This window comes from Nocardioides deserti, assembly GCF_014266025.1.
GTDB classification, from domain to species: Bacteria; Actinomycetota; Actinomycetes; order Propionibacteriales; family Nocardioidaceae; genus Nocardioides; species Nocardioides deserti.
In genome coordinates this window covers 64,593-87,859 of the sequence record NZ_JACMYC010000011.1, presented here as the reverse complement: position 1 = coordinate 87,859, position 23,267 = coordinate 64,593, and the positions used below count along the sequence as shown (strand labels likewise).

The window sequence follows — 23,267 nt, the reverse complement described above, 5'->3', positions numbered from 1 at the left end:
CTGCCCTGAAGGCTGACCATCGCACCGGGGCCGGAAGCCCGACCAGACCGGCCTTGCTCCCCGCCGCTCCCTGGCGACAGAGAAAACATTAGACGGCCATCCCGTGAACCACCAAATCGGGCCGTCACCCGCCTCCGCGGAGCCTGCTCAGCCAGTGTCGGAGGAGGGCAGCGCAGCGTCGTGCTCGATGCCCATGAGCCCGAAGACGCGGGCCGCCAGGGTGCCCGGAGCGGCGACGAGCGTCAGCAGGCCCCCGGCCCGCAAGGCCGCGCCCTGGGCCGCGACGAGCGCGCCGATGCCGGCGCTGGGGAGGAAGTCGACCTCGTCGACCTGCACCCAGACGACGTCTCCCCGGTGCGCGGCGACGAAGTCGGCCAGCCGCTCCTGGAGCACGTGGACGATGTCCTCGTCGACGCTCCCGGCCACGCACAGCACGTCGCCGCGCGCGGCGAAGGTGAGGCTGCGTCCGTCCACGGGTCGAAGACTAGGGATCCGGCGGGCTCCGCGCACCCACTGTCCGCGGTCGCGCGCGGATCAGGCGGTGTCGCGCTCGGCGCCGAGCTCGTGCCGGACCGGGAAGCGAGGCACGCCGCCGAGGCGGACGGTGTGCCGCACGTGGTCGGCGTGCCGGCCGAGCGCCGCCCACAGCGCGGCGTGGGCCGACCACGGGAGCGGCTCGTCGCCGTCGTACCAGCTCAGGCCGAAGGAGACCCAGACCGGCGTCCAGTCGCGGGCGCAGTCCCACGCCCCGCGGCGCGCCTCGACCAGCCGACGGCGTACCTGGAAGGCCAGCCGCGGCCCGTCCGCGACGATCGGTGCGGTGGCGAGCGGCCACACCCAAAGGTCGAGCGCCATCAGGTCCAGCTCGAGCTCGGCAAGCACGGCCGGGTCGACCAGCACGGTCGCCACGTTCTCGTGGGGGCGCCTCATGCCGGGACGCTAACCGCGGCACGACCTCCCCGTCATCCACCCCGGCAGGTGGAGCGGCCGGCAGGCACGCAAGCACCGCCGGGCGGTGGGGTACCGACGCGGCATGACCAACTACCCCCGCCTCGCCATCGTCACCGGTGCCGACTCCGGCATCGGCCGCGCCACCGCCGAGCTCCTCGCCACGGAGGGGTACGACGTCGGGCTGACCTGCCACGAGGACGTCGAGGGCGCTCGGGCGACCGCGGCGGCGATCGAGCAGCGCGGTCAGCGCGCGTTCGTGGAGCCGTTCGACGCCGCCTCGCCCGACGCGGGCTCGGTCGTGGACCGCCTCGTCGAGCAGCTCGGCGGTCTCGGCGTGCTGGTCAACGTGGCCGGCACCGGCCACAGCAGCCGCGTCCTCGACACCGACCTCGAGACCTGGCGGCACGTGCTGGCGACCGACCTCGACGGGCCGTTCCTCACCTGCCGCGCCGCTGCCCGGCACATCCTCGCCGGTGGTCACCCCGGGCGGATCGTCAACGTGACGAGCGTGCACGAGCACCTCCCGCGGCTCGGCGCCGCGGCGTACTGCGCCGCCAAGGCCGGCCTCGGCGCGCTCACCGAGGTCCTCGCGCTCGAGCTCGGCGAGCACGGCATCACCGTCAACGCGGTCGCGCCGGGCGAGATCTCGACCGAGATGACCGGCATGGACACCGAGGACGCCTACCACGAGGAGCGGCCCGGCAACCCGCTGGGCCGGCCGGGCCACGTGCACGAGGTGGCGTCGGTGATCGCGTTCCTGGCCTCGCCGCGGGCCGCGTACGTGACCGGCAGCAGCTACGTCGTGGACGGCGGGCTCTCGCTCATGGCCGCCCACGGCCACGACCAGGCGGGCGCCGGCTGGCGCGAGCTGTAGCCGCGAGCTCGGTAGGCGCGAGCCCGGTCGCCGGTCAGGCGCCGCGCTCGCGCGGCAGGCGGATGACGAAGCTCTGGTCCTCGACCTGGTACGACGCCTCGCCGCCGTGCGCCTCGGCGAGCGCGCGCACGATGTAGAGGCCGAGGCCGGTGCCGCCGGTGGTCGTGCCGAAGCGCTCGAAGAGGCGGCCGCGGACGTCGGCCGGCACCCCCGAGCCGGAGTCGTGGACCGCGATCGCCACGAAGTCACCGTCCGCCCGCGCGGAGACCGCGACCGGCGGGAGGCCGTGGGTGAGCGCGTTCGCGACCAGGTTGTCGACCATCTGGGCCAGGCGCCCCGGGTCGGCCTGGACGACCAGCCCGTCCTCGACGTCGAGCACGACCTCGGCCTGGGGATGGCTGCCGCGCGCGGAGGTGACCACGGCGCGCAGCTGCTCGGCCAGCGGCAGCGGCTGCGGGGCGAGCCCCAGGCTGCGGGCGTCGGCGCGGGAGGCGGTGAGCAGGTCGTCGAGGAGCCGCCGCAGCTGGTCGGCAGTGCGCCGCATCCCCTCGGCGAAGTCGCCGCGCTCCTGCGCGGTCAGGTCGTCGTGGTGCCGGGCGAGGGTCTCGGCGGTGGCGGCCAGGACGCCGATCGGCGAGCGGAGCTCGTGGGCGGTGACCGCCAGGAACTCCGCCTGCTCGGCGGCCGAGCGCCGCAGCCGCTCGTTCGCCTGCTGCTGCAGCTCGAGGATCCGGCGGCGCTCGGTGGAGTCGCGCGTGACCTTCGCGAAGCCGACCAGGACGCCGTCGGCGTCGTGGACGGCCGTGATCGTCACGTGTGCCCAGAACCGGCTGCCGTCCTTGCGGACCCGCCAGCCCTCCTCCTCGTAGCGCCCCTCGCGGCGGGCGATCGCCAGCTCGTGCTCGGGGTGCCGCTCGGCCTGCTTGTCCGGCGGGTAGAAGGCGCGGAAGCTGCGGCCGACGATGTCCTCGGCGCTGTAGCCCTTGAGGCGCTGCGCGCCGGCGTTCCAGCTCGCGACGTGCCCCTCGGGGTCGAGCATGAAGATCGCGTAGTCCTGGACCGCCTCCACGAGGAGGCGGAAGCGCTGCTCGGTCTCGTGCAGCTCGGCCTCGGCGGCCCGCTGCTCGGTGACGTCCTGGGCCTGCAGCAGGAAGTACAGCGGGCGGTCCTGGGCGTCGAGGACCGCGGAGAGCGTCGCGTTGAACCGGCGGGCCGGCTCGTCGGCCAGCCCGTGCTCGAGCTGCGCCGCACTGCCGCCGTCGCGGAGGTTCTGGAGCGCCTCGAGCACCGGCCCCGGGTCCGCGGCGAGGTCGGCGTACGCCGTGCCGATGAGGGCGTCGGCGTCGTCACCGAGCAGCCCGACGAGGTGCCGGTTGACCCGCACGATCCGGCCGTCGAGGGTCATCGTCGCCATGCCGATCGCGGCGTCGTCGAAGATCTCGCGGAAGCGCTCGAGGTGCTCGGCCAGCACCGGGTCGAGCTCGAGGTCCGGGTGCGGCCGACCGGTGTCCCGGTTCCCGGTCGCTCCGTCCTCGGTCCTTCCACCCAGGTGGTGCCCCGGCTCGCCCGTCGCGGCGTCCGAGACGTCGGCACCGGCGGGCGTGCCGATGGCCACGAGCCGGTCGACGAGCTGCTCGATCGGCAAGGACTTCTCGACGAACGCCGAGGCGCCGAGCCGGCGCGTGTGGTCGGCCAGACCTGCCTGGTCGAAGCCGCTGAACATCACCACCCGCGTGGTCGGGGAGGCGTCGAGGACCAGCGGGAGGGCGGCCAGGCCGTCGCGGCCGGGCATCGAGACGTCGAGCAGCATCAGCGCCGGGCGGTGCGCGCGGGCCAGCTCGACCGCGTCGTACCCGTCCGCTCCCTCGCCCACGACCTCGAGCCGGCCGGACAGACGCAGCTGGGTCTTTACCAGGAGGCGGACCTCGGGCGCGTCGTCGACCACGACGATGGTCGGAGCGGGCATGGGCGGAACCTACTGCACCGTAGCCATCCTGGCACCGGGCAGGCGCCCGGCCGGCCCCGCGAGGCGGCAGGCGCGACACATCCGACGCCGACCACCGGGGTACCGGGTCGTTCCCCTGAGGAAGGAGCGGCCTGTGCGTGGACTCATCGGACTGCTGGTGGTCGTGTGGCTGGTGATCGGTGCGGCCGCGGCCTGGCAGCGCGGCTACTTCGGCGACGACCAGGAGGTCAGCTGCAGCACCTTCGGCGACACCGCCCTGACCGTCGTCGCCGGACCGCTCAACTACGCCGGCGTCAACCCGAAGGTCGACTGCGAGCTCCCGGAGGCGCCCCGACCCTCGGAGTGACCGGAGGGCGCCCGGGCCGGGTACCTCGTCCCCGGCGAGGACCATCGGGCGAGCGCCGCCAGAATGGTGACGGAGGTGGAGCCCGTGGCGGAGGCCGAGCGGCCACCGGAGCACCTGTTCCGGTTCGTGGCCGAGACGACGACGGACGGTCTGTGCTTCGTCGACGCCACCGGGGCGATCAGCTACGTCAACGACGCGCTCGCCGAGGTGGTCGGCCGGTCGGTCGAGGAGCTGCTCGGGACGCCGGTGCGCCGGCTGTTCGTGACCCGGCCCGGCGACGACGCGACGTACGACGGCGGCCGGACGTGGGAGAACGCCGAGGCCACGCTCGCGCGCGGCGACGACGGGCTGCCGGCCCTGGTCTCGGCCGTCCCGCTGCCGGAGGAGCTCGGCGAGCCGTGGCGCTGGCTCGTGCGCGTGACGCCGTACGCCGGGCGGCGGGGGCTGCTGGAGCAGCTGCGGGCGCGCGAGCGGGCGCTCGCCGACGCCCAGGAGATCGCCCGGGTCGGCAGCTGGACCTGGGACCCGCAGGTCGAGGTCGCCGACTGGTCGGCGGAGATGTACCGGATCACCGGCCGGGACCCCGAGAGCTGGCGGCCCACGCTGCCGGCGTTCGTCGCGCTGGTCCACCCCGAGGACCGCGAGGAGGTCGCGGACGTGCTCGCGGACGTGCTCGAGGGCTCGGACTCCTTCGCGTTCGACGCCCGCATCGTGCGACCCGACGGTGAGGTCCGCTGGGTGCGCGCCCTGGGTCGCGCGCAGGTCACCGCCTCCGGTGCGCGGGTGATCAGCGGCACCGGCCAGGACATCCACACGCTCAAGCAGGCCGACGCCGAGGCCGCCGAGGCGACCCGCCGGCTCCGGTTGCTCCAGGAGATGGCCTTCGCCGCGAACCGGGCGACGACCCTCGCCGAGGCCATCGAGATCGCGGCGCGCGCGCTGCCGGCCGACGCCAGCGGGTGGGAGCCGCTCGCCGCGCACGTCCTCGACCGCGACGGGCCGGTGCCGCTCTCCGGTCCCGACGGACCTGGCCGGACGGACCTCGACCTCGTCGAGCGGGCCCGGCGGTCGGCGGCCATCGAGGTGGCCACCGTCCCGGGCGACCCGCCCACCCACAGCCTGGTGGCGCTGCCGGTGAGCGCCGGCGGGCGGGTCGTCTGCGTGATCACCCTCCTGGCCGACGAGGTGCCGCCGGACGAGGCGTCGTACGCCCTGCTGGACCAGGTGGTCATCCAGCTCGGCCTCGTCGCCGAGCGCGAGCAGCACGCCGCCGACCTGGCCGAGGCCCGCGACGCGGCGATGGAGGCGTCGCGGCTGAAGTCGGAGTTCCTGGCCACGATGAGCCACGAGATCCGGACGCCGATGAACGGCGTCATCGGCCTGACCGACCTGCTCGGCCGGACGCCGCTGGACGAGCAGCAGCAGCGCCTCGTCGACGGCCTGCGCGACGCCGGCCAGACGCTGATGGCGATCATCAACGACATCCTCGACCTGTCGAAGATCGAGGCCGGGAAGCTGGAGCTGGAGACCGCGGACTTCGACGTCCGCGCGGTCCTGCACCAGACCGCCGGCGTGTGCAGCGGCCCGGCCCACGACAAGGGCCTCGAGCTCGTCGTGGCGTGCGCGCCGGAGGTGCCGCGCGTCCTGCGCGGCGACGCCGTGCGTCTCGGACAGGTGGTCTCCAACCTCGCGTCCAACGCCGTGAAGTTCACCGACCGCGGCGAGGTCGTCGTCGAGGCCGAACTGGCCGCGCAGTCGCCGCACGACGCGGTGCTGCGGGTCTCGGTGCGCGACACCGGCGTCGGCATCGACCCCGCCGGCCGCGCCCGCCTCTTCGACGCCTTCACCCAGGCGGACCCGTCGACGACGCGGCGCCACGGCGGCACCGGACTGGGCCTGGCCATCAGCCAGCAGCTCGTCCACGCCCTGGGCGGGGAGATCACCGTCGACAGCGCGCCGGGCCGCGGCAGCACCTTCACCTTCACGGCGCGGTTCGCCCGCGGCATCGAGGACGGGCGCGGCGGTCCCGTCGCCGCCGCCGGGGCGCGGGCGACGGGCAGCTCCCCGGGCACGGCGTCGCTGGCGGGACGCCGGGTGCTGGTCGTCGACGACAACGCGACCAACCGGTTCGTGCTCACCGAGCAGCTGAGGGCGTGGGACGTCGAGGCGCTCGCGGTCCCGACCGCCGCCGAGGCGCTGCTGGCGCTGCGCACCGCGACGCACCGGGGCCGGGCGTACGACGTCGCCGTGCTCGACCTGCTCATGCCGGACGAGGACGGGCTCGACCTGGCCCGCCGGCTCCGCGCCGACCCGGCGCTCGTGCAGCCCCGCCTGCTGCTGCTCACGTCCGACTCGGCGGTCGGCGCCGGCGACGCCCGCGCCGCGGGCGTCGAGGCGACCCTCGCCAAGCCGGTGCGCCACGACGACCTTCGCGACGTCCTGCTCTCCCTGCTCGCCCCGGCCGAGGAGACGGGTGGACGGACCGCGCGGCAGGTGCCCGACGAGCTCGGGCTGCGGGTGCTGGTGGTCGAGGACAACCCGGTCAACCAGCTGGTGGCCACCGGCATCCTCGAGAGCCGCGGCTACGCCGTCGACGTCGCCTCCGACGGGCTCGAGGCCGTCGAGCGGCTGCGCGGGCGGCACGGGTACGCCGCGGTGCTCATGGACTGCCGGATGCCGCGGATGGACGGCTTCGAGGCCACCCGCACCCACCGGCGGAGCGAGCCGTCCGGCGAGCGGGTGCCGATCATCGCGATGACCGCCTCGGCCCTCGAGGGCGAGCGCGAGCGCTGCCTGGCCGCCGGCATGGACGACTTCCTCACCAAGCCGGTCGACCCCGGCGACCTCGACGCCGTGCTCCACCGCTGGACCGGTCCGCAGGCGGCGCCGCCGTCCGACCCGGCGGAGTCGGCCGGCCGGTCCCGCCCCACCGGTCCGGTGCTGGACCCGGCGCGGGTGCGGATGCTCGACGAGCTGCGCAAGGACGGCGTCAGCTTCTTCGTGCGCACCGCCACCTCGTTCACGGGGCGCATCGACGAGCAGGTCGCGGCGATCCACGAGGCGGTCCGGGCCGGGGACGCGAACCGCACCTTCACCTCCAGCCACCTGGTCAAGGGCAGTGCACTCAACCTCGGCCTGTCGCGGGTCGCGGAGGTCGCCCAGCGGATGGAGGACCACGCCGAGGCGGGCACGACCGCCGGCATGACCGGGCTGCTGGCCGACCTCGACCGCGAGGTCGCGGCGGCCGTCTCCGCGCTCCGCGACGCGGTCGAGCGGTAGTGGCCGCGCCGGTCCCCGTCCCCGCGCTGCTGCCCCGGTTCGAGGTGGTCGCGCGGCGGCGGCCCGTCGAGGTGGTCCGCCCGTTCCCGGCCGGGGTCGGCGCGGTCGGCCCGTACGTCGCCGTCGAGGGCGAGCCGGGCGCCCCGCTCGTGCTCGCCGGAGCCGGGGCCCGCGTGACCGGGTGGTACGACGACGCCGCACGGCTGGAGGTCACCACCGGGCGGCGGACGACCCGGCACCGGTCGCGGCGGCACGGCCGGGCGGCGGCACCCGTCGAGCGGGTGTGCCTGGCGCTGACCGGCACCCACGCCACGCTGCTGACCCGGGAGGCCGGTGGCCCGTCCGGTGACCCGGTCGGTGATTGGGTCGCCCGCTGCCGGGTCGACCTCGCCGACCGGCGCGACCCGCGGGTGGACACCCACGACGAGGGCTGGCTCACCACGCTCACGGCCGACGGCGGGACGCTCGGCGGCTTCGGGCAGCTCGGCCTGCGCGACCTGCGTGTGGTCACCGCGGCCGACGGCACGGCGTACCGCCCCGACGGGCTGGTGCACCTGACCGCCACCTCGGCGGGGCCGGGCTTCTTCGACACCGCCCACACCTCGGTGTGGTCGCTGGACCCGGCGACGCTCGCGCTCACGCACACCGCCGACCTCTTCTTCCGGCGGCCCGACCGGCCGGGCGCGTTCGGCGACCACGCCACCCACCTCGTGCGCGACGGCGACCGGTGGTTGGTCGCGACGAGCACCTGGGGCGACTTCGACCGACGCCGCCGCACGCGCGTGACGCCGGCCCGCAGCGACGCCGACCTGCTGCACGGTCGGCACGTCCTCGACACCTCCGAGCTGCCGCTCCCGACCGACGGGCTGCGCTCGGCGGCGGTGTGGGACCCGCACCTCGTCCGCACCGACGGGGGATGGCTGGTGGGGTTCGTCAACGCGCGGCGGTACTTCGACTTCCACCCCGCGCTCGCCGGCGGACCCGACCTCGACCGGCTGCGGCTGCTCGGCGCGGACGCCTCGCCGCGCGAGTGCGAGGGCACGACGCTGCTGCAGGTGGACGGCGCGTGGCACGTGCTCGCCAGCGACAAGCACGCGCGCTCGTGGCCGGTGCACGACCTGACGATGCGGCGGACCGGGCGGCTGGACGCGCCGTACCTCTCGAACATCCCCTGGCCCACGCTCGTCGCCCTCGAGGATGCCGGTCGACGAGATCGGGGCGGCGGGTGGCTGGCCGTCACCTTCGACGGCACGCGGGCGGGCGGGCCGCTCGCGGGCTACGGCACCCACGGCGACGTCGTGCTCCTGCGCGCCGGCTGATGCTGACGGTCAGTCCGTGACGCGCAGCAGGGGCCGGACGGCGGCGCGAGCGCTGTGGATGCGCGACTTCACCGTCCCGAGCGGGACGTCGAGCAGCCGGGCGATCTCCGCGTAGTCCAGCTGCTGCACGTCGCGCAGCACCAGCGGCTCCACCAGCTCGGGGCGCTCGGCGCCGACGACCTCGAGCGCCTCCAGCAGGTCGAGCCGGCTGCCGGCGATGACGCTGGTCGTGCGCGGGTCGGCGGCGACGGGGAGCTCGTCGGTGAGCCGCTCGGCGGCACGCCGCTTGAGCGTGCGGTACGTCGAGCGGGCGCTGTTGGACGCGACCGCATGCATCCAGGTGGTGAACCGGCTGCGCCCGGCGAAGGACCCGATCCGCGTCGCGACGAGCAGCAGCGCGTCCTGCGCGGCCTCCTCGGCGTCCTCGGGGAAGAGCAGCATCCGCCCGCAGATCCGGCGCACCCGCGGCTGGACGGCGGCGAGCAGCTCCTCGAGCGCGTCCCGGTCGCCGGCGGCCGCGCGCAGCGCGAGCGCGTCCAGCTCGTCGGGGGTGGGCTCCTCCACGTTCTGGGACGATACGGCCCATGCCCCTCCCCGAGCGTCTCGGCCGCCTCCGGCGCGTCGACCGGCTCGGGGTCGGCGGGTTCGCGACGGTCTGGCTCTACCACGACGCCGAGCTCGACTCCGACGTCGCCGTCAAGGCGCTCGCGGAGAACTGGGCGCAGCGGCTCGACGTCCGCGAGCGCTTCCTCGAGGAGGCGCGGATCCTGCGCCGCGCCGACAGCGACCACGTCGTGCGGGTGCACGACATCGGCGAGGCCGACGGGACGCCGTACTTCGTGATGACGTACGCCGACCTCGGCTCGCTCGCCACGCTGCTCGAGCCCGGCCGGCCGCTGCCGCCGGGCCGGGTGGTCGACCTGGTCGCGCAGGCCGCCGACGGGCTGGCCGTGCTGCACGACCTCGGCGTGGTGCACCGCGACGTGAAGCCGCAGAACCTGCTGCTCCGCAGCGGCGGCAGCGCCGGCGAGCGGCTGCTCGTCGCCGACCTCGGGGTCGCCAAGGCGATGCTGCACGCGAGCGGGCTGACGCAGGTGGTGGGGACGCCGGCGTACATGGCTCCCGAGCAGGCCCTCGGCACCGGCGTCGACCGGCGGGCCGACGTGCACGCGCTGGCGGCGGTCTCCTACCAGCTGCTCACCGGCGAGCTGGCGCGCACCGGGTCGGTCAGCTCGCTGGCCACCGCCGGGCTGCCGGCCGCGCCGTCGACGCTCGCCGACCTGCCGCCCGCCGTCGACGAGGTGCTGCTCGGTGCGCTCGACCCCGACCCGGACCGGCGCCCCGACGACGTCGGTGCGCTCGTCGCCGGCCTGCGTCGGGCGCTCACGGACGGCGCGACCGTGGCGCTGCCGGCCCACCGGCCCACCACGCCGGAGCGGCCGGCCGCGGCCGAGCGCCCCGCGGGATCGCCCGTGGTGACCGCCCTGCTCGCCGTGCTGGTGCTGCTGGGGGCCTTCGCCGCGGCGTACGCCCTGGTGCGCGCGCTCGGCTGAGACGTCCTAGGCTGGGTGTGACCCACGCCACCCCTGTGGGTCGCCCACCCGCCGCACCACCCCCGCGGCCGCACAGAGAGCAGGCGCACCCATGTCCGCGACCCACCGCCCCGAGCACGCTCCCGCCGTCGACCTCCTCGACCACGGCACCGAGCACGAGCAGGTCGTCTTCTGCAACGACCCGGCCACCGGCCTCCGCGCGATCATCGCGATCCACTCCACCGCGCTCGGCCCCGCCCTCGGCGGCACCCGGTTCCACCCCTACGCCACGACCGCCGACGCGGTCCGCGACGTCCTCGACCTCTCGCGCGGGATGACCTACAAGGCCGCGCTGGCCGGGCTGGACCTCGGCGGCGGCAAGGCCGTGATCATCGGCGACCCGACGACGCTGAGGTCCGAGGCCTTGCTCCGCGCCTACGGCCGGTTCGTCCAGTCGCTGGCCGGGCGCTACTACACCGCCTGCGACGTCGGCACCTACAGCGCCGACATGGACCACGTCGCGCGCGAGTGCTCCTTCGTCACCGGTCGCACCGTCGCCCACGGCGGCGCCGGCGACAGCTCGGTGCTCACGGCGTACGGCGTGTTCCAGGGCATGCGCGCGGCTGCCGAGCACGCCTGGGGCAGCACGTCGCTGACCGGCCGGACCGTCGGGGTGGCCGGGGTCGGCAAGGTCGGGCGGCACCTGGTGCGGCACCTGGTCGAGGACGGCGCCCGCGTCGTCGTCACCGACGTGCACGCGCCCGCGGTCGAGCAGGTCCTCGCCGAGCACGCCGCCTCCGGCGCGGTGCGCGCGGTCGCCACGACCGAGCAGCTGGTCGCCGAGCCGCTCGACGTCTACGCGCCGTGCGCGCTCGGACGCGCGCTGACCGACGAGGTCGTCGACGTGCTGACGGCGCAGGTCGTCTGCGGCGCCGCCAACAACCAGCTCGCCCACCCGGGCGTCGAGAAGTCGCTGCTGGACCGCGGGATCGTCTACGCCCCCGACTACTGCGTCAACGCCGGCGGCCTGGTGCAGGTCGCCGACGAGCTCGAGGGGTTCTCCTTCGAGCGCGCGCAGCAGCGCGCCTCCGGCCTCTACGACACGACGCTGACGGTCCTGCGGACCGCAGCCGCCGAGGGCGTCTCACCCGCCGTCGCCGCCGACCGGCTCGCCGAGCGTCGCATCCGCGAGGTCGGCCGCCTGCGAGGGATCTGGCTGGGTCGCTGACCCTGCCGCCCCCTCGGTCCGGCCCTCGGCCGGAGGAAAGACGATGACCCGGTCGTCCGGATCCCTCGGCTGAGGGATCCGGCGGCCGGGTCACTCGTCAGTCGCGCTGCGGCTCCACGACGTCAGCCCACTTCTCGAGGATCTCCGGATCCACCTCGGGCTCTTGGTGGTCGGTCTCACCACCGTGCAGCTCCTGCGCCAGCTTCCCGAAGTCCGTCTCGTGAGTCCGGTACTTCAGGTCGCGGGCGACCTTCGTCTGCTTAGCCTTCGCTCGGCCGCGCCCCATAGGGTCAGCCCCCTCGCAACTTGGCCGGGGCACAGTGGCACCCGGGCTGTCCTCAGAAATTCTCCGTGGCGCCAACGCTACCTGTTCGATGGTTGTTCCCGCACGTCCGGGGTCGAACTCGCGTCCGCGCGCCCCGTGGGGCCGGTGTCGGGCGGGTCCGGTGGTCGGTCGGGGGTCGAAGCCGGAGGGCGGTGGGGGCTACCAGCCGGGGTGCTGGCCGGTGAGCCGGACGGAGCCGCCGCGGGCGTCGCCGGCCTCGCGGACCTCGCCGGCGGGCCAGGCGCGGACGTCGTGCTCGGCGAGGAGGCGGACGGCCTCGTCGACGTCGTCGGGCGGGAGGACGGCGACCATGCCGACGCCGCAGTTGAGCGTGGCCTCGAGGTCCTCCTGCGAGACGTCGCCGACCCTGCGGACCAGGTCGAAGACCGGCTGCGGGGTCCACGTGCCGCGGTCGAGCGTGGCGGTCAGCTCGACCGGCATGACCCGCTCGAGGTTCGTGGCCAGCCCGCCGCCGGTGATGTGGGACATCGCGTGGACGCCGGTGCGGTCGGCGAGCTCGAGGCAGGCCTTGGCGTAGATGCGGGTGGGGGTGAGCAGCTCCTCGCCGAGCGACCGGCCGAGCTCGGGCACGTTGCGGTCCAGCGACCAGGCGGCGCCGCCCTCGTCGGTGGCGCCGAGGAGCACGTGGCGGACGAGCGAGTAGCCGTTGGAGTGCAGGCCGCTGGCGGCCATGGCCAGGACGACGTCACCGGGACGGACCCGGCCCGGCCCGAGCAGCCGGTCGGCCTCGACGACGCCGGTGGTGGCGCCCGCGACGTCGTACTCGTCCGGACCGAGGAGGCCCGGGTGCTCGGCGGTCTCGCCGCCCACGAGCGCGCAGCCGGCGACCCGGCAGGCCTCCGCGATGCCCTTGACGATCGCGGCGATCCGCTCCGGCACGACCCGGCCGGTGGCGATGTAGTCGGTCATGAACAGCGGCTCGGCGCCGCAGACGACCAGGTCGTCGACGACCATGCCGACGAGGTCGAAGCCGATGGTGTCGTGGACGTCCATGGCCTGCGCGATCGCGACCTTGGTGCCGACGCCGTCGGTGGAGGTTGCCAGGAGGGGACGCTCGTACTTCGTCAGCGCGCTCGCGTCGAAGAGGCCGGCGAAGCCGCCGAGCCCGCCGATCACCTCGGGGCGGGTCGCGCGGGCGACGTACCCCTTCATCAGCTCGATGGCGGTGTCGGCCGCCTCGATGTCGACACCGGCACGGGCGTAGGCGTTCTGGCCGTTGGTCACCGGCTGGTCCTTCACGGGTTGTTGAGCACGGGCAGCGCGCGGCCCATGGTGGGGGACTTCAGGGTCGCCTCGAGCAGGTGCTTGCCGAGCAGCGACTCGTCGGGGAGGGCGACGGGGTACTCGCCGGTGAAGCACGCCTGGCACAGCGACTGCGCCGGCTGGCCGGTGGCCTCGACCATGCCCTCGAGCGAGATGTAGCCGAGGCTGTCAGCGCCCACGCTGGCGGCGATCTCGTCGACGTCCAGGCCGTTGGCGATCAGCTCGGCGCGGGTCGCGAAGTCGATGCCGTAGAAGCACGGCCACTTCACCGGCGGGCTGGAGATCCGCACGTGCACCTCGAGCGCGCCGGCCTCGCGGAGCATCCGCACCTGGGCGCGCTGGGTGTTGCCGCGCACGATCGAGTCGTCGACGACGACGATCTTCCTGCCGCGGATCATGTGCTCCAGCGCGTTGAGCTTGAGCCGGATGCCGAGCTGGCGCAGGGTCTGGCTGGGCTGGATGAACGTGCGGCCGACGTAGGCGTTCTTGACGAAGCCCTGGCCGAACGGAATGCCGCTCTCCTGGGCGTAGCCGGACGCCGCGGGCGTGCCCGACTCGGGCACCGGCATCACGAGGTCGGCCTCGACCGGGAACTCCCGGGCCAGCCGGCGGCCCATCTCGACGCGCGCCTCGTGGACGTTGCGGCCGCTGATGGTGGCGTCGGGGCGGGCGAGGTAGACGTACTCGAAGACGCAGCCCTTGCGCTCCGGCTCGGCGAACTTGTGCGAGCGCAGGCCCTGGTCGTCGATGACGAGCATCTCGCCGGGCTCGACCTCGCGGACGACACTGGCGCCGATCGTCGCGAGCGCGGCGTCCTCGGAGGCCACGACCCAGCCGCGGTCGAGCCGGCCCAGGACGAGCGGGCGGATGCCCTGCGGGTCGCGGGCGGCGTACAGCGTGTTCTCGTTCATCCACACGAAGCAGAAGGCGCCGCGCAGGTGCGGCAGCACCTCGAGCGCGCGCTGCTCCAGCGTGCTGTCCGGGTGGTGCGCGAGCAGGGCGGTGACCAGGCTGGTGTCGTTGGTGGCCTCGCCCGCCGGGCGGGTGTGCAGCTCCAGCTCGTCGTCCGGGCCGGGCAGGTCGTCGACCATGCCGCGCAGCTCGTGGGTGTTGATCAGGTTGCCGTTGTGGCCCAGCGCGACCGAGCCGTCGGCGGTGGGGCGGAACGTCGGCTGGGCGTTCTCCCAGGTGCTCGCCCCGGTCGTGGAGTAGCGCGCGTGGCCGATCGCGACGTGGCCCTTGAGGGACTCCAGGGTGGTCTCGTCGAAGACCTGCGAGACGAGCCCCATGTCCTTGTAGACCAGGATCTGCCGGCCGTTGCTGACCGCGATGCCCGCGGACTCCTGGCCGCGGTGCTGGAGCGCGTAGAGGCCGAAGTACGTCAGCTTGGCGACGTCCTCCCCCGGCGCCCAGACCCCGAAGACCCCGCAGGCGTCCTGCGGTCCGGCCTCCTGCGGGTCCAACGCGGTGGTGAGCCGGCCGTCGCCGCCCCTGCGCGAGCTGCCACTGCTGCTGAGGTAGGGCACGGCTCCGATCGTAGCGCCGGGGCCGGGTCGGCCCCGATTCGCGAGCCGGGCGCGGACGGGCGGACGACGTCTCGTGCTGCTGAGCGAGCGCCCCGGCGCACGCTGGGCAGCACGAGGCCCGTTGCGGCCGGCAGGGACCGAGGACGAGGGGTTCGGCACCCGGCGGACCGGTCCACACCGGTTCCGCGGACAGGGCCGACGGGCGCTGCGTATCGTGGGAGCACCCCCCGTTCTTGACCCCCTCTGGAGCACGATGTCCTCGCGCCCGCCCGCGCCGCTCGCGCCGCCCCGATCGGGGCCGTCGGGGCTCTCGTCGGAGGCGCAGGAGTCGCTCCAGCTGATCGCCGAGGGGATCACCGCCATCGTCGGCTTCGGCGTGGCCGCCATCGGGCTGGTCCGCGACGGCCACCTCGAGATGGTCGCCGTCGCCGGGAGCCCGCAGGCCCGCGAGGAGCTGGTCGGTCGGCGCACCCCGATGCACCTGCTCGCCAACGAGCTCGAGGTCGCCGACGACTGGGGACTGCTGAAGTTCGTGCCGCACGAGCGGCTCCAGTCCGAGGTCGAGACCTGGGCCTGGGTGCCCGACCTCGACCCGTCCGACGCCCCGGACGCCTGGCACCCCCTCGACATGCTCACCGCGCCGCTGCTCGACGCCGACGGCGTGATGCGCGGGCTGGTCTCCATCGACGTGCCCGACGACGGCCGGCGGCCGGGGCCGGAGCGCCGCCGCCTGCTGGAGCGGTACGCCGCGCAGGCGTCGCGGGCGGTGCTACGCGCGCTGGAGCGGGAGGAGCTCGAGGAGCAGGTCCGGCTGGCCGACACCGCGCGCCAGGTCGTGCGGCGGGCCTCCCGGCAGCGGTCGCTCGGGCGGATCCTCGAGGAGTCCAGCGAGGCGCTCGTCGAGGGCTTCCGGGCGCTCGGCATGTGGATGCAGACCTTCGACGAGGACGGCCTCGGCACTGGGGCCATCCACGCCATCGACGGGACGGCGGTCGAGCTGCCCGAGGCAATCGTCCGGATCGCGGAGCGCTCGGCGCGCGAGGCCTGGGCGGCCCAGGTGACCGTCGTGGTCGAGCGCGGGCGGCTGGGCGACGGCCTCGCCGACCACGAGCGTGCCCAGGTCGTCGACCTCCTCGACAGCCTGGACATCGGCTCGATCCTGTTCGTGCCCCTCGGCGTCGGCCCGGAGGCGCTCGGCAACCTGGTGCTCACCCGGCCGCACGGTGGCGCGCCGTGGACCCAGACCGAGTCCACCGCCGCCCTCGACATCGGCCGGGACCTCGGCACCGCGATCCTCAACGTCCGCGCCTTCGAGCGCGAGCACCGGCTGGTCAAGGAGCTGCAGGCGCTCGACCAGTACAAGGGGCAGCTGATCGCCACCGTCGCCCACGAGCTGAAAAACCCGCTCACCTCCATCGTCGGCTACCTCGAGATGCTCGAGGCCGAGGACGTCAACGCCGGCGTGCAGCAGGCGTTGTCCGCGATGGACCGCGGCGCCCGCCGGATGGTCCGCGTCATCGACGACCTCCTGCTGCTCTCGAAGGTCGGCGACCCCAGCAACCCCGTCATCCCCCGACCCGTCGACCTGTCGACCGTCGCCCGCGACGTCGTCGACCTGACGAGCCTGGCCGCCGGCAAGCGCGACCTGACGGTCGACGTCGTGGCGCCGGCGTACCCCGTCCTGGCCAACGGCGACCCCGACGAGCTCGACCGGCTGCTGTCGAACCTGGTCAGCAATGCCGTGAAGTACACCGAGCCGGGCCGCGCCGTCACCGTCGCGCTCGCCCGGGAGGGCGACGAGGTGGTCGTCGAGTGCCGCGACGAGGGGTTCGGGATCAGCGAGGCCGACCAGGAGAAGCTGTTCACCGAGTTCTTCCGCTCCACCAACCCGGTCGCCGTCGCCCAGCCCGGCACCGGGCTGGGTCTGGCCATCGTCGCGCGCATCGTCGAGCGGCACGGCGGGCGGATCGAGCTCGACTCCGCCCTCGGCCGCGGCAGCACGTTCCGCGTGCGGCTCCCCGCCGCCGACCCCGCGTCATGAGGCTCGTGCCGACGAACCGGGGCACGTCCCGCCGCGCGCTCGTCGTCGGCGGTCTGCTCGCCGCGGCGACCGCCGTCGCTGCCCGTCCCGTCGCGGGCGCCGCCCGGTCCGCGTCCACGCCCGAGGTGACGGTCGACCTCCGCTCCAGCAACCAGGGCCTGGTCGCGACGATCGAGCCGACCGCCGCCGCGCTGGCACCCCTGCCGCTCGTGGTCTACCACCACGGCCTCGGGCGCGACACCGACGCGATCCTCCACCGCCGGAGCACCGCGGCGATCCGCGAGCACCTCGTCGCGGCGGCTGCGAGCGGCTACCGGGTGGTCGTCTCGGACTTCGGCGGCTACCTGTGGGGCAACGAGCGCAACCATCGGCACATCGACGCCGTCATCGCCGCGCACCGCCGCAAGGGTGGCGCGCCGGGGCCGGTCGCGCTGATCGGCTCCTCGATGGGCGGCGCCGCCGTGCTGTCGTACGCCGGCACGCACCGCCGCGACGTGGCGTGCGTCGTCGCGCTCCAGCCGGCGCTGAACCTCGCGGCGCTGAGGCGGCGCGGCGTACCCGTCGACGCGGCGTTCCCGGGTGGCTACTCCAACGCCCGCCACGGAGCACGGTCCAGCCCGACCGTCATCGCGCGCGACCGGCGCTCGCGCTACCGCGGGATGCCGATCCGGATCTGGGCCGGCTCGCTGGACCACATCGCGACGCCGGCGCTGGTGCGCCGGTTCGAGGCGCTGGTGCGCCGCGGGCGGGACCCGCGGGTGGAGACGACGATCCTGCCGGGCCTGCGCCACGGCGACGCGCTCATCGAGGCGGTGCCGACCGACGAGGTGCTGGCGTTCCTGCACGCCGCCCTGCCGCCGGCTCCCCTGGCCTCCAGCCCGGAGGAGCCGGAGCGGACGCCGGACGGGGCTCAGCGCATCGCGCGGGCGCCCTTCTCGATCGCCTCGCGGATCCGCACGTAGGTGCCGCAGCGGCACACGTTGCGGATCCGGTCGAGGTCGGCCTCGGTGATGCCGCGGCCCTCGCGGCGCACCCTTTTCACCAGCGCGACGGCCGCCATGATCTGGCCGGGCTGGCAGTAGCCGCACTGGGCGACGTCGAGCTCGAGCCAGGCCTCCTGCATCGGGTGCAGGTCCTCGCCCTTCGCGCCGACGGTGGCCGGGAGCCCCTCGATGGTGGTGACCTTGTCGCTCCGCTTCAGGTCGCCGACCTTGACCGAGCAGGGGTTGAAAGCCTTGCCGTTGAGGTGGCTGGTGCACGCCTTGCAGACGTTGATGCCGCAGCCGTACTTGGGGCCGGTGACGCCGAGGAGGTCGCGGAGGACCCAGAGCACGCGGACGTCGTCGTTGACGTTCACGGTGACGGGCTTGCCGTTGAGGATGAAGGTCTGCTTGGGCACGGCGGGCTCCTAGTACGTCTTCTTCAGGCCGTTGGTCGGCGAGGCGGGCAGCGAGGGGACGAACGACTTCGGCTTGAACCGCACCTGCCCGTGGTTGATCGGGAAGCGGGTCGGCAGGGTGCCGGTGGCGCGGGCGTAGGCGCAGGCCACCGCGGCGGCCGACGACCCGACCGCGGCCTCGCCGACGCCGCCGGGGGTGTCCGAGCCGGGGTCGACGATGTGGACCTCGACGCCCTCGGGCGGGACGTTCCACTGCCGCGTGTAGAAGTAGTTGTCCCAGCTGCCCTCGAGGAAGCGGCCGTCGCGCAGGTGGTTGCTGGCGCTCAGGGTCATCGCCAGGCCGTCCATGAAGCCGCCCTGCATCTGGGCCTCGACGCCGCGCGGGTTGATGACCAGGCCGCAGTCGACGGCGATGACGGCCTTGGTGACGCGCGGGCCGGTGTAGGTCTCCTTGCCGAGGTCGCGGTTCACCGTCTGCGGACGGCAGTCGATCTCGACGAGCACGGCGGTGGCGCCCTTGTACTCCTTGTGCAGCGCGACGCCCTGGGCCATGCCCTTCGGCATCGTCCGGCCCCAGCTCCCCTCCTTCTTCACCTTCTCCAGCACCGCGCGGACCCGCTTGTTCTTCACGTGGTCCAGGCGGAACTGCATCGGGTCCTTGCCGGCCTTCTTCGCCATCAGGTCAATGGTCAGCTCGGCGGCGACGCAGGTGTCCGGGGAGTAGATGTTGCGCATGGAGCCGGTCGAGAACTTGTCCTCGAACTCCAGCGGCTCGTTGAGCAGCTGCGTGACGACGCCGAAGTTGTAGGGGAGCTCCTGGGTGAGGGTGAAGATCGTCTCCGCGAACCCGAGGCCGCCCAGGCCGGTCGGCAGCTCGTCGGCCAGCGAGGTGATCATCTCGCCCAGCCCGTGGCTGAAGTCGGTCGTGACGCTGGTGTGGCGCTGCTCGAAGCTGAGCACCTGGCCCGCCAGCATCGTCGCGCGCACCCGGGAGGTCGCCATCGGGTGCAGGCGGCCCTGCCGCGGCTCGTCGACGCGGTGCCACATCAGCTTGACCGGCACGCCCATCGCCTTCGAGATCTTCGCGGCCTCGATCGCGTGGTCGCCGAAGAGCTTGTGCCCGAAGGAGCCGCCGCCGGTGACGACGTTGACCTTCACCTGGTCCTGGCGCAGCCCGGTCGCCGCGGCGATGTTGCCCTGCGCGACGATCGGCGCCTTGAGGCCCGCCCAGACCTCCGCGCGGTCCTCGCGGACGTCGGCGATGGCGGCGTACGGCTCGAGCGCGGCGCTCGAGCGGAACATGAACTCGAAGCGGGTGTCGACCTGCTGGGCGAGGACCGGCACCTGCGGGACGACCATCGGCAGCTCCTGGGCCTTGAGCTTGGCCAGGACCGTCTGGTCGGACTCGCCGCTGACCGTGCCGCGGTTCCAGTCGACCTCGAGCTCGCGGATCGCGTCGATGCACTGGCCGAAGGTCTTGGCGCGCACGGCGACGCCGGTGTCGACCATCGCGACGTGGGTGACGCCGGGCATCGTCAGCACCCGCGCCTTGTTGCGCACCCGTTTCGGCGACCCCTGGTGCTCGGGCGGGCGGCAGACCATCGTCGGCAGGGCGCCGGGGACGTCGAGGTCCGTGGTGAACTTCTTCCGGCCGGTCACCGCCTCGCGGGCGTCGGTGCGGTTCCGCGGCTTGCCGATGACCTGGTAGTCCGGCTTGGACTTCAGCAGCACCTGGACCGCCTCGACGACCTGGCTGGCCGCGGACGTCGCGAGGTCGCCGTAGGTCACGGTGTTGCCGAGCGTGTCGCTGACGATGCCGCCGGTCGTGGTCAGCCGGTCGACGGTCGTGCCGAGCTGGATCGCCGCGGCGTCGAGCAGGCGGCGGCGGGCGACCGCGGCGGCCACGCGGATCGGGGTGAACGTCGAGAACGTCGTGTTGGAGCCGCCGGTGAGCTGGTTGAACAGCAGCTCGGGGCGGGCCGGGGCCAGCGTGACCTTGACCTTCTCGACCGGCAGGTCGAGCTCCTCGGCGAGGATCATCGCGGTCGAGGTGACGATGCCCTGGCCGACCTCCATCCGCGGCAGCGCGAACGACGCCGTGCCGTCGGTGCCGATCGTGACCGTGATCAGGTTCGCCGTCGGCAGCGCCGCGTCGGTCTGCAGGTCCTCGAGGTCGTAGATCTCCGGCACCTGCGGCAGCGACGGGATCGCCGCCGTCGCCGCGGTGCGGGTCAGGCCGAGGTCGGCGGCGACGACCAGCGTCGTGCCGGCCATCACCCAGCCGAGGAAGCCGCGGCGGCCGAGCCCACCCTCGGGAGCCTCCTGCTGGTCGTGCTCCAGTGCAGTCATCCGCCACCTCCGAGATCGGCCGGCGCCACGTCCCCGTTTGACAGATGACGCCGATCTGTCCAACCGTCCCACGGTGACGGCTGCCACACCATGCCTTCGTCGCCCACTCCTTCGCGGAGGGTTCTGTGCAGAGTGCACAGGTGGCCGCTCGGGTCGGTGCCGGATGGGGCGGACGTCGACGATCGTTCAATTGCGCGGCTGTAGCGGCCCGCCGGGCGGCGTAGGCGCTGAAACCGCGCAATTGCGGAGCTGTCGACGCGCGAGCCGGGTCAGGCGGGTCAGGCGGGTCAGGCGGGTCAGTCGGGCAGCCCGGCGCGGTGGGCGCGGACCGCGAGGGCGAGCTCGACGGGCGGCACGGCGTCGACGAGGTCGCGGCCGAGCAGGGTGGAGACCCGGCGGAGCCGGTTGAGGACCGTGTTGCGGTGGCAGTGCACGCGGGCGGCGGTGGTGGTGGCGGAGCCGCCGGAGGCGACCCAGGCCTCGACGGTGTCGAGGAGCGCCTCGGACTCGGCGGCCGGCAGCGCCAGCAGCGGGCCGAGCCAGACCGCGACGAGCCGGCCCGCGACCTCGGGGGCGGTGAGGAGCAGCGCCTCGGGCAGCCGCTCGTCGAACGTCGCCACGCCGGGCTCGCCCCCGAGCGTCCGCAGCGCGACCGACGCCTGCCGGAAGCCGGTGCCGACGCCGGCCAGGCCCGCGGCGACGGCCGAGGCGCCGACCGGCCCGCCGGCCGATCCGAGCACCTCGGCGACCCGGCCGGGAGCCTCGGCCGGGCCCGCGCCGACCAGCACCAGCCCGACCACGCCGCCGGTGCGGCGTACCCAGCACGAGCGCAGCGGCTCGACCAGCGCCTGCAGCCGGTCGAGGTCGACGCCCACGGCGGTGACGACGACGAGCCGTCCGTCGACGGGCACGTCGAGGACGCGCGCGGCCTCGTGCGCGAAGCGGGGATCCTGGGCGCGGCCGGCGAGCAGGCCCTCCCACAGCTCGGCGCGCTGCTGCTCGTCGGCGCGGACGGCGGCGATCTGCGCGGCGTGGTACGCCGCGGCGACCTGCGCCGACGTCTCGTCGACGACCGCCCACAGGCGGGTGCCGACCTCGCGCACCTCCGCGCCGGGCAGCTCCTCGCCGACCTGGTCGACGAGGTCCTCCCAGATCAGCCGGCCGCCGAGCCGGAACGAGCGCAGCACGTCGTCGAGCGGCAGGCCCTGCTCGGAGCGGCGGCGGCCGGTGGCCCGGGCGGCGTCGTACGCCGGGTCGTCGGCCGGGTCCCGCGTCTCGCCGTCCGCGCCGACGAGCAGTTCCAGCACGCGGTCGACGTTGTCGTGGCAGGAGCGCCACAGGTCCGCGGTGGGCACGAGCCCGGAGGCCCGGTAGCCCGGGTTGGACGCCTCGATGGTGGCGACGAGGCGGTCGGTCAGCGCCTCGACCCGCGCCCGCCGGTGCTCGGCGAGGACGGCGCGGGTGGCGGGGGTCACCCCTCCAGGGTGCCCAGCCGGTCCAGGAGCAACGTCTCGGCGAGCACGACCCGCTCGAACTCCGCGAGGTGGAGCCCCTCGTTGGCGCCGTGCGCGCGTGTGTCGGGGTCCTCGACGCCGGTCACCAGCACGCTGGCCTGCGGGAACGCCTCGAGGAACTCCGCGATGAACGGGATCGACCCGCCGACGCCCATGTCGACCGGCGCGGTGCCGTCCCAGGCCTTGGTGAACGCCTCACGCGCGGCGTCGTACGCCGGACCGGTGGCGTCGATCTGGGTGGCCTCGCCGGTGTCGACGACGGTGAAGGTGAGCTCGGCACCCCACGGGACGTTCGCCTCCAGGTGCTCGCGGAGCCGCGCGACGGCGTTCTGCGTGGTGTCACCGGGGGCGATGCGCAGGCTGATCTTGGCGCGCGCGGCCGGGACGAGCGTGTTGCTGGCGCCCTCGACCTTCGGGGCGTCGAGACCGGTGATGGAGAGCGCGGGCTTGGTCCACAACCGGGCGACGGTCGAGCCGCTGCCGATCCACTGGACGCCGGGGAGGGCGCCGGACTCGGCGCGCAGCCGCTCCTCGGGGTACTCCACGTCGGCCGCCGGACCGCTGTGCAGGCCCGCGACGGCGACGTTGCCCTCGTCGTCGTGGAGGCTGGCGATGACGCGGGAGAGCGCGATGAGCGAGTCGGGGACGAGGCCGCCCCACATGCCGGAGTGGACGGCGTGGGTGAGCGTGCGGACCTCGATGTCGGCGCGGACCAGGCCGCGCAGGCTGGTGGTCAGCGCGGGCTCGCCGATGTCCCAGTTGCCGGAGTCGGCGATGACGATGACGTCGGAGCGCAGCCGCTCCTGGTGCTCGCGCAGCAGCGCGGGCAGCGACTCGGAGCCGACCTCCTCCTCGCCCTCGATGAACATCGTGACGCTCACCGGCAGGTCGTCGCCGAAGACCCGCAGCGCGCCCAGGTGGGCGGCGATGCCGGCCTTGTCGTCGGCCGCGCCGCGGGCGTACAGCCGGCCGTCGCGCTCGGTAGGCTCGAACGGCGCGGAGTCCCAGTCGGCGTGGTCGTTCTCGGGCTGCACGTCGTGGTGGGCGTAGAGCAGCACGGTCGGCGCGCCCTCCGGACCGGCCTTGTGCGCGATGACGGCCGGCGCGCCGCCGTCGGCGCTGACGATGTCGACGGTCCCGAACCCCTCGGCGCGGAACAGCTCGGCCACCGCCTCGGCGCTGCGCTGCACCTCCGCCGCGCGGGCGGGGTCGGCGCTCACGGACTCGATCCGGATCAGGTCCTCGAGGTCCTTCCGCAGGCCCGGCAGGACCTCGGTGACCTTCGCGCGCAGCTCGTCGGTGGTGGGGCGGTTCGTCATGGTCTCCACGCTAGG

General features: G+C 74.5%; 19 protein-coding genes. 8 read left to right on the top strand and 11 right to left on the bottom strand.

Annotation, left to right across the window (positions count from 1 at the left end; genetic code table 11):
• Positions 1-147 precede the first annotated feature (147 nt).
• Positions 148-474 (bottom strand): STAS domain-containing protein, encoded by a 327-nt coding sequence (locus H7344_RS16250; protein WP_186347048.1) that lies wholly within the window; start codon positions 472-474, stop codon positions 148-150.
• A 60-nt stretch (positions 475-534) separates the two neighbouring features.
• A complete protein-coding gene (locus H7344_RS16245) occupies positions 535-930 on the bottom strand; it encodes a hypothetical protein (protein WP_186347047.1) in 396 nt (131 codons plus the stop codon).
• A 103-nt stretch (positions 931-1,033) separates the two neighbouring features.
• Between H7344_RS16245 and H7344_RS16240 the strand changes: the two genes are divergently transcribed.
• Complete coding sequence (locus H7344_RS16240; protein WP_186347046.1) at positions 1,034-1,825, top strand: SDR family oxidoreductase; 792 nt, start codon at positions 1,034-1,036, stop codon at positions 1,823-1,825.
• 34 nt (positions 1,826-1,859) lie between these two features.
• Here H7344_RS16240 and H7344_RS16235 read toward each other — a convergent pair whose 3' ends face one another.
• Positions 1,860-3,791 carry a PAS domain S-box protein gene (locus H7344_RS16235; protein ID WP_186347045.1) on the bottom strand — a complete coding sequence of 644 codons (1,932 nt, stop codon included), beginning with the start codon at positions 3,789-3,791 and terminating at the stop codon, positions 1,860-1,862.
• Positions 3,792-3,924: 133 nt separating this feature from the next.
• On the opposite strand from H7344_RS16235, the gene H7344_RS16230 reads away from it, so the two are divergent.
• The 3 genes from H7344_RS16230 to H7344_RS16220 all read left to right on the top strand — a co-directional run bounded on the left by H7344_RS16230 (position 3,925) and on the right by H7344_RS16220 (position 8,735).
• Positions 3,925-4,137 (top strand): hypothetical protein, encoded by a 213-nt coding sequence (locus H7344_RS16230; protein WP_166196242.1) that lies wholly within the window; start codon positions 3,925-3,927, stop codon positions 4,135-4,137.
• A gap of 84 nt (positions 4,138-4,221) precedes the next feature.
• Positions 4,222-7,416, top strand: a complete 3,195-nt coding sequence (locus tag H7344_RS16225) for a response regulator (RefSeq protein WP_222130762.1) — start codon at positions 4,222-4,224, stop codon at positions 7,414-7,416.
• On the top strand, positions 7,416-8,735 hold the full coding sequence (locus tag H7344_RS16220) for a hypothetical protein (RefSeq protein WP_229707225.1): 1,320 nt from the start codon (positions 7,416-7,418) through the stop codon (positions 8,733-8,735). Before H7344_RS16225 ends, H7344_RS16220 begins: the two co-directional genes overlap by 1 nt.
• 9 nt (positions 8,736-8,744) lie before the next feature.
• On the opposite strand, the gene H7344_RS16215 is transcribed toward H7344_RS16220, so the two are convergent.
• A complete protein-coding gene (locus H7344_RS16215; protein ID WP_186347043.1) occupies positions 8,745-9,299 on the bottom strand; it encodes an RNA polymerase sigma factor in 555 nt (184 codons plus the stop codon).
• Between the two features lie 20 nt (positions 9,300-9,319).
• On the opposite strand from H7344_RS16215, the gene H7344_RS16210 reads away from it, so the two are divergent.
• Together H7344_RS16210 and H7344_RS16205 are read left to right on the top strand one after the other, a co-directional pair.
• Positions 9,320-10,288, top strand: coding sequence for a serine/threonine-protein kinase (locus H7344_RS16210; protein WP_186347042.1), 969 nt, complete (start codon positions 9,320-9,322; stop codon positions 10,286-10,288).
• Positions 10,289-10,379: 91 nt separating this feature from the next.
• The gene (locus H7344_RS16205) at positions 10,380-11,495 is read left to right on the top strand and encodes a Glu/Leu/Phe/Val family dehydrogenase (protein ID WP_186347041.1); all 1,116 of its coding nucleotides are present in this window, start codon (positions 10,380-10,382) and stop codon (positions 11,493-11,495) included.
• Positions 11,496-11,592: 97 nt separating this feature from the next.
• Here H7344_RS16205 and H7344_RS16200 read toward each other — a convergent pair whose 3' ends face one another.
• From H7344_RS16200 to purF, 3 genes are all read right to left on the bottom strand, one after another.
• Positions 11,593-11,781 (bottom strand): DUF3073 domain-containing protein, encoded by a 189-nt coding sequence (locus H7344_RS16200; RefSeq protein ID WP_166196252.1) that lies wholly within the window; start codon positions 11,779-11,781, stop codon positions 11,593-11,595.
• Between the two features lie 198 nt (positions 11,782-11,979).
• Positions 11,980-13,065: a phosphoribosylformylglycinamidine cyclo-ligase gene (gene purM, locus H7344_RS16195; RefSeq protein WP_186347040.1), complete on the bottom strand. Its 1,086-nt coding sequence runs from the start codon at positions 13,063-13,065 to the stop codon at positions 11,980-11,982.
• A gap of 11 nt (positions 13,066-13,076) precedes the next feature.
• On the bottom strand, positions 13,077-14,630 hold the full coding sequence (purF, locus tag H7344_RS16190) for an amidophosphoribosyltransferase (protein ID WP_186347039.1): 1,554 nt from the start codon (positions 14,628-14,630) through the stop codon (positions 13,077-13,079).
• A gap of 253 nt (positions 14,631-14,883) precedes the next feature.
• Between purF and H7344_RS16185 the strand changes: the two genes are divergently transcribed.
• Positions 14,884-16,671: a sensor histidine kinase gene (locus H7344_RS16185; protein WP_186347038.1), complete on the top strand. Its 1,788-nt coding sequence runs from the start codon at positions 14,884-14,886 to the stop codon at positions 16,669-16,671.
• 5 nt (positions 16,672-16,676) lie between these two features.
• Positions 16,677-17,633, top strand: coding sequence for an alpha/beta hydrolase family protein (locus H7344_RS16180; protein WP_186347037.1), 957 nt, complete (start codon positions 16,677-16,679; stop codon positions 17,631-17,633).
• Here the strand turns inward: H7344_RS16180 and H7344_RS21275 are convergent.
• The 4 genes from H7344_RS21275 to H7344_RS16160 all read right to left on the bottom strand — a co-directional run bounded on the left by H7344_RS21275 (position 17,582) and on the right by H7344_RS16160 (position 23,252).
• Positions 17,582-18,070, bottom strand: a complete 489-nt coding sequence (locus H7344_RS21275; protein ID WP_186347036.1) for a (2Fe-2S)-binding protein — start codon at positions 18,068-18,070, stop codon at positions 17,582-17,584. The two genes, H7344_RS16180 and H7344_RS21275, sit on opposite strands and share 52 nt — an antisense overlap.
• A gap of 9 nt (positions 18,071-18,079) precedes the next feature.
• Entirely contained in the window at positions 18,080-20,419 is a 2,340-nt protein-coding gene (locus tag H7344_RS16170) for a molybdopterin cofactor-binding domain-containing protein (RefSeq protein ID WP_186347035.1), read from the bottom strand.
• A gap of 296 nt (positions 20,420-20,715) precedes the next feature.
• Positions 20,716-21,894, bottom strand: coding sequence for a PucR family transcriptional regulator (locus H7344_RS21270; RefSeq protein ID WP_186347034.1), 1,179 nt, complete (start codon positions 21,892-21,894; stop codon positions 20,716-20,718).
• A complete protein-coding gene (locus H7344_RS16160; RefSeq protein WP_186347033.1) occupies positions 21,891-23,252 on the bottom strand; it encodes a dipeptidase in 1,362 nt (453 codons plus the stop codon). The genes H7344_RS21270 and H7344_RS16160 overlap by 4 nt, the downstream gene beginning before the upstream one ends.
• Positions 23,253-23,267: the final 15 nt, after the last annotated feature.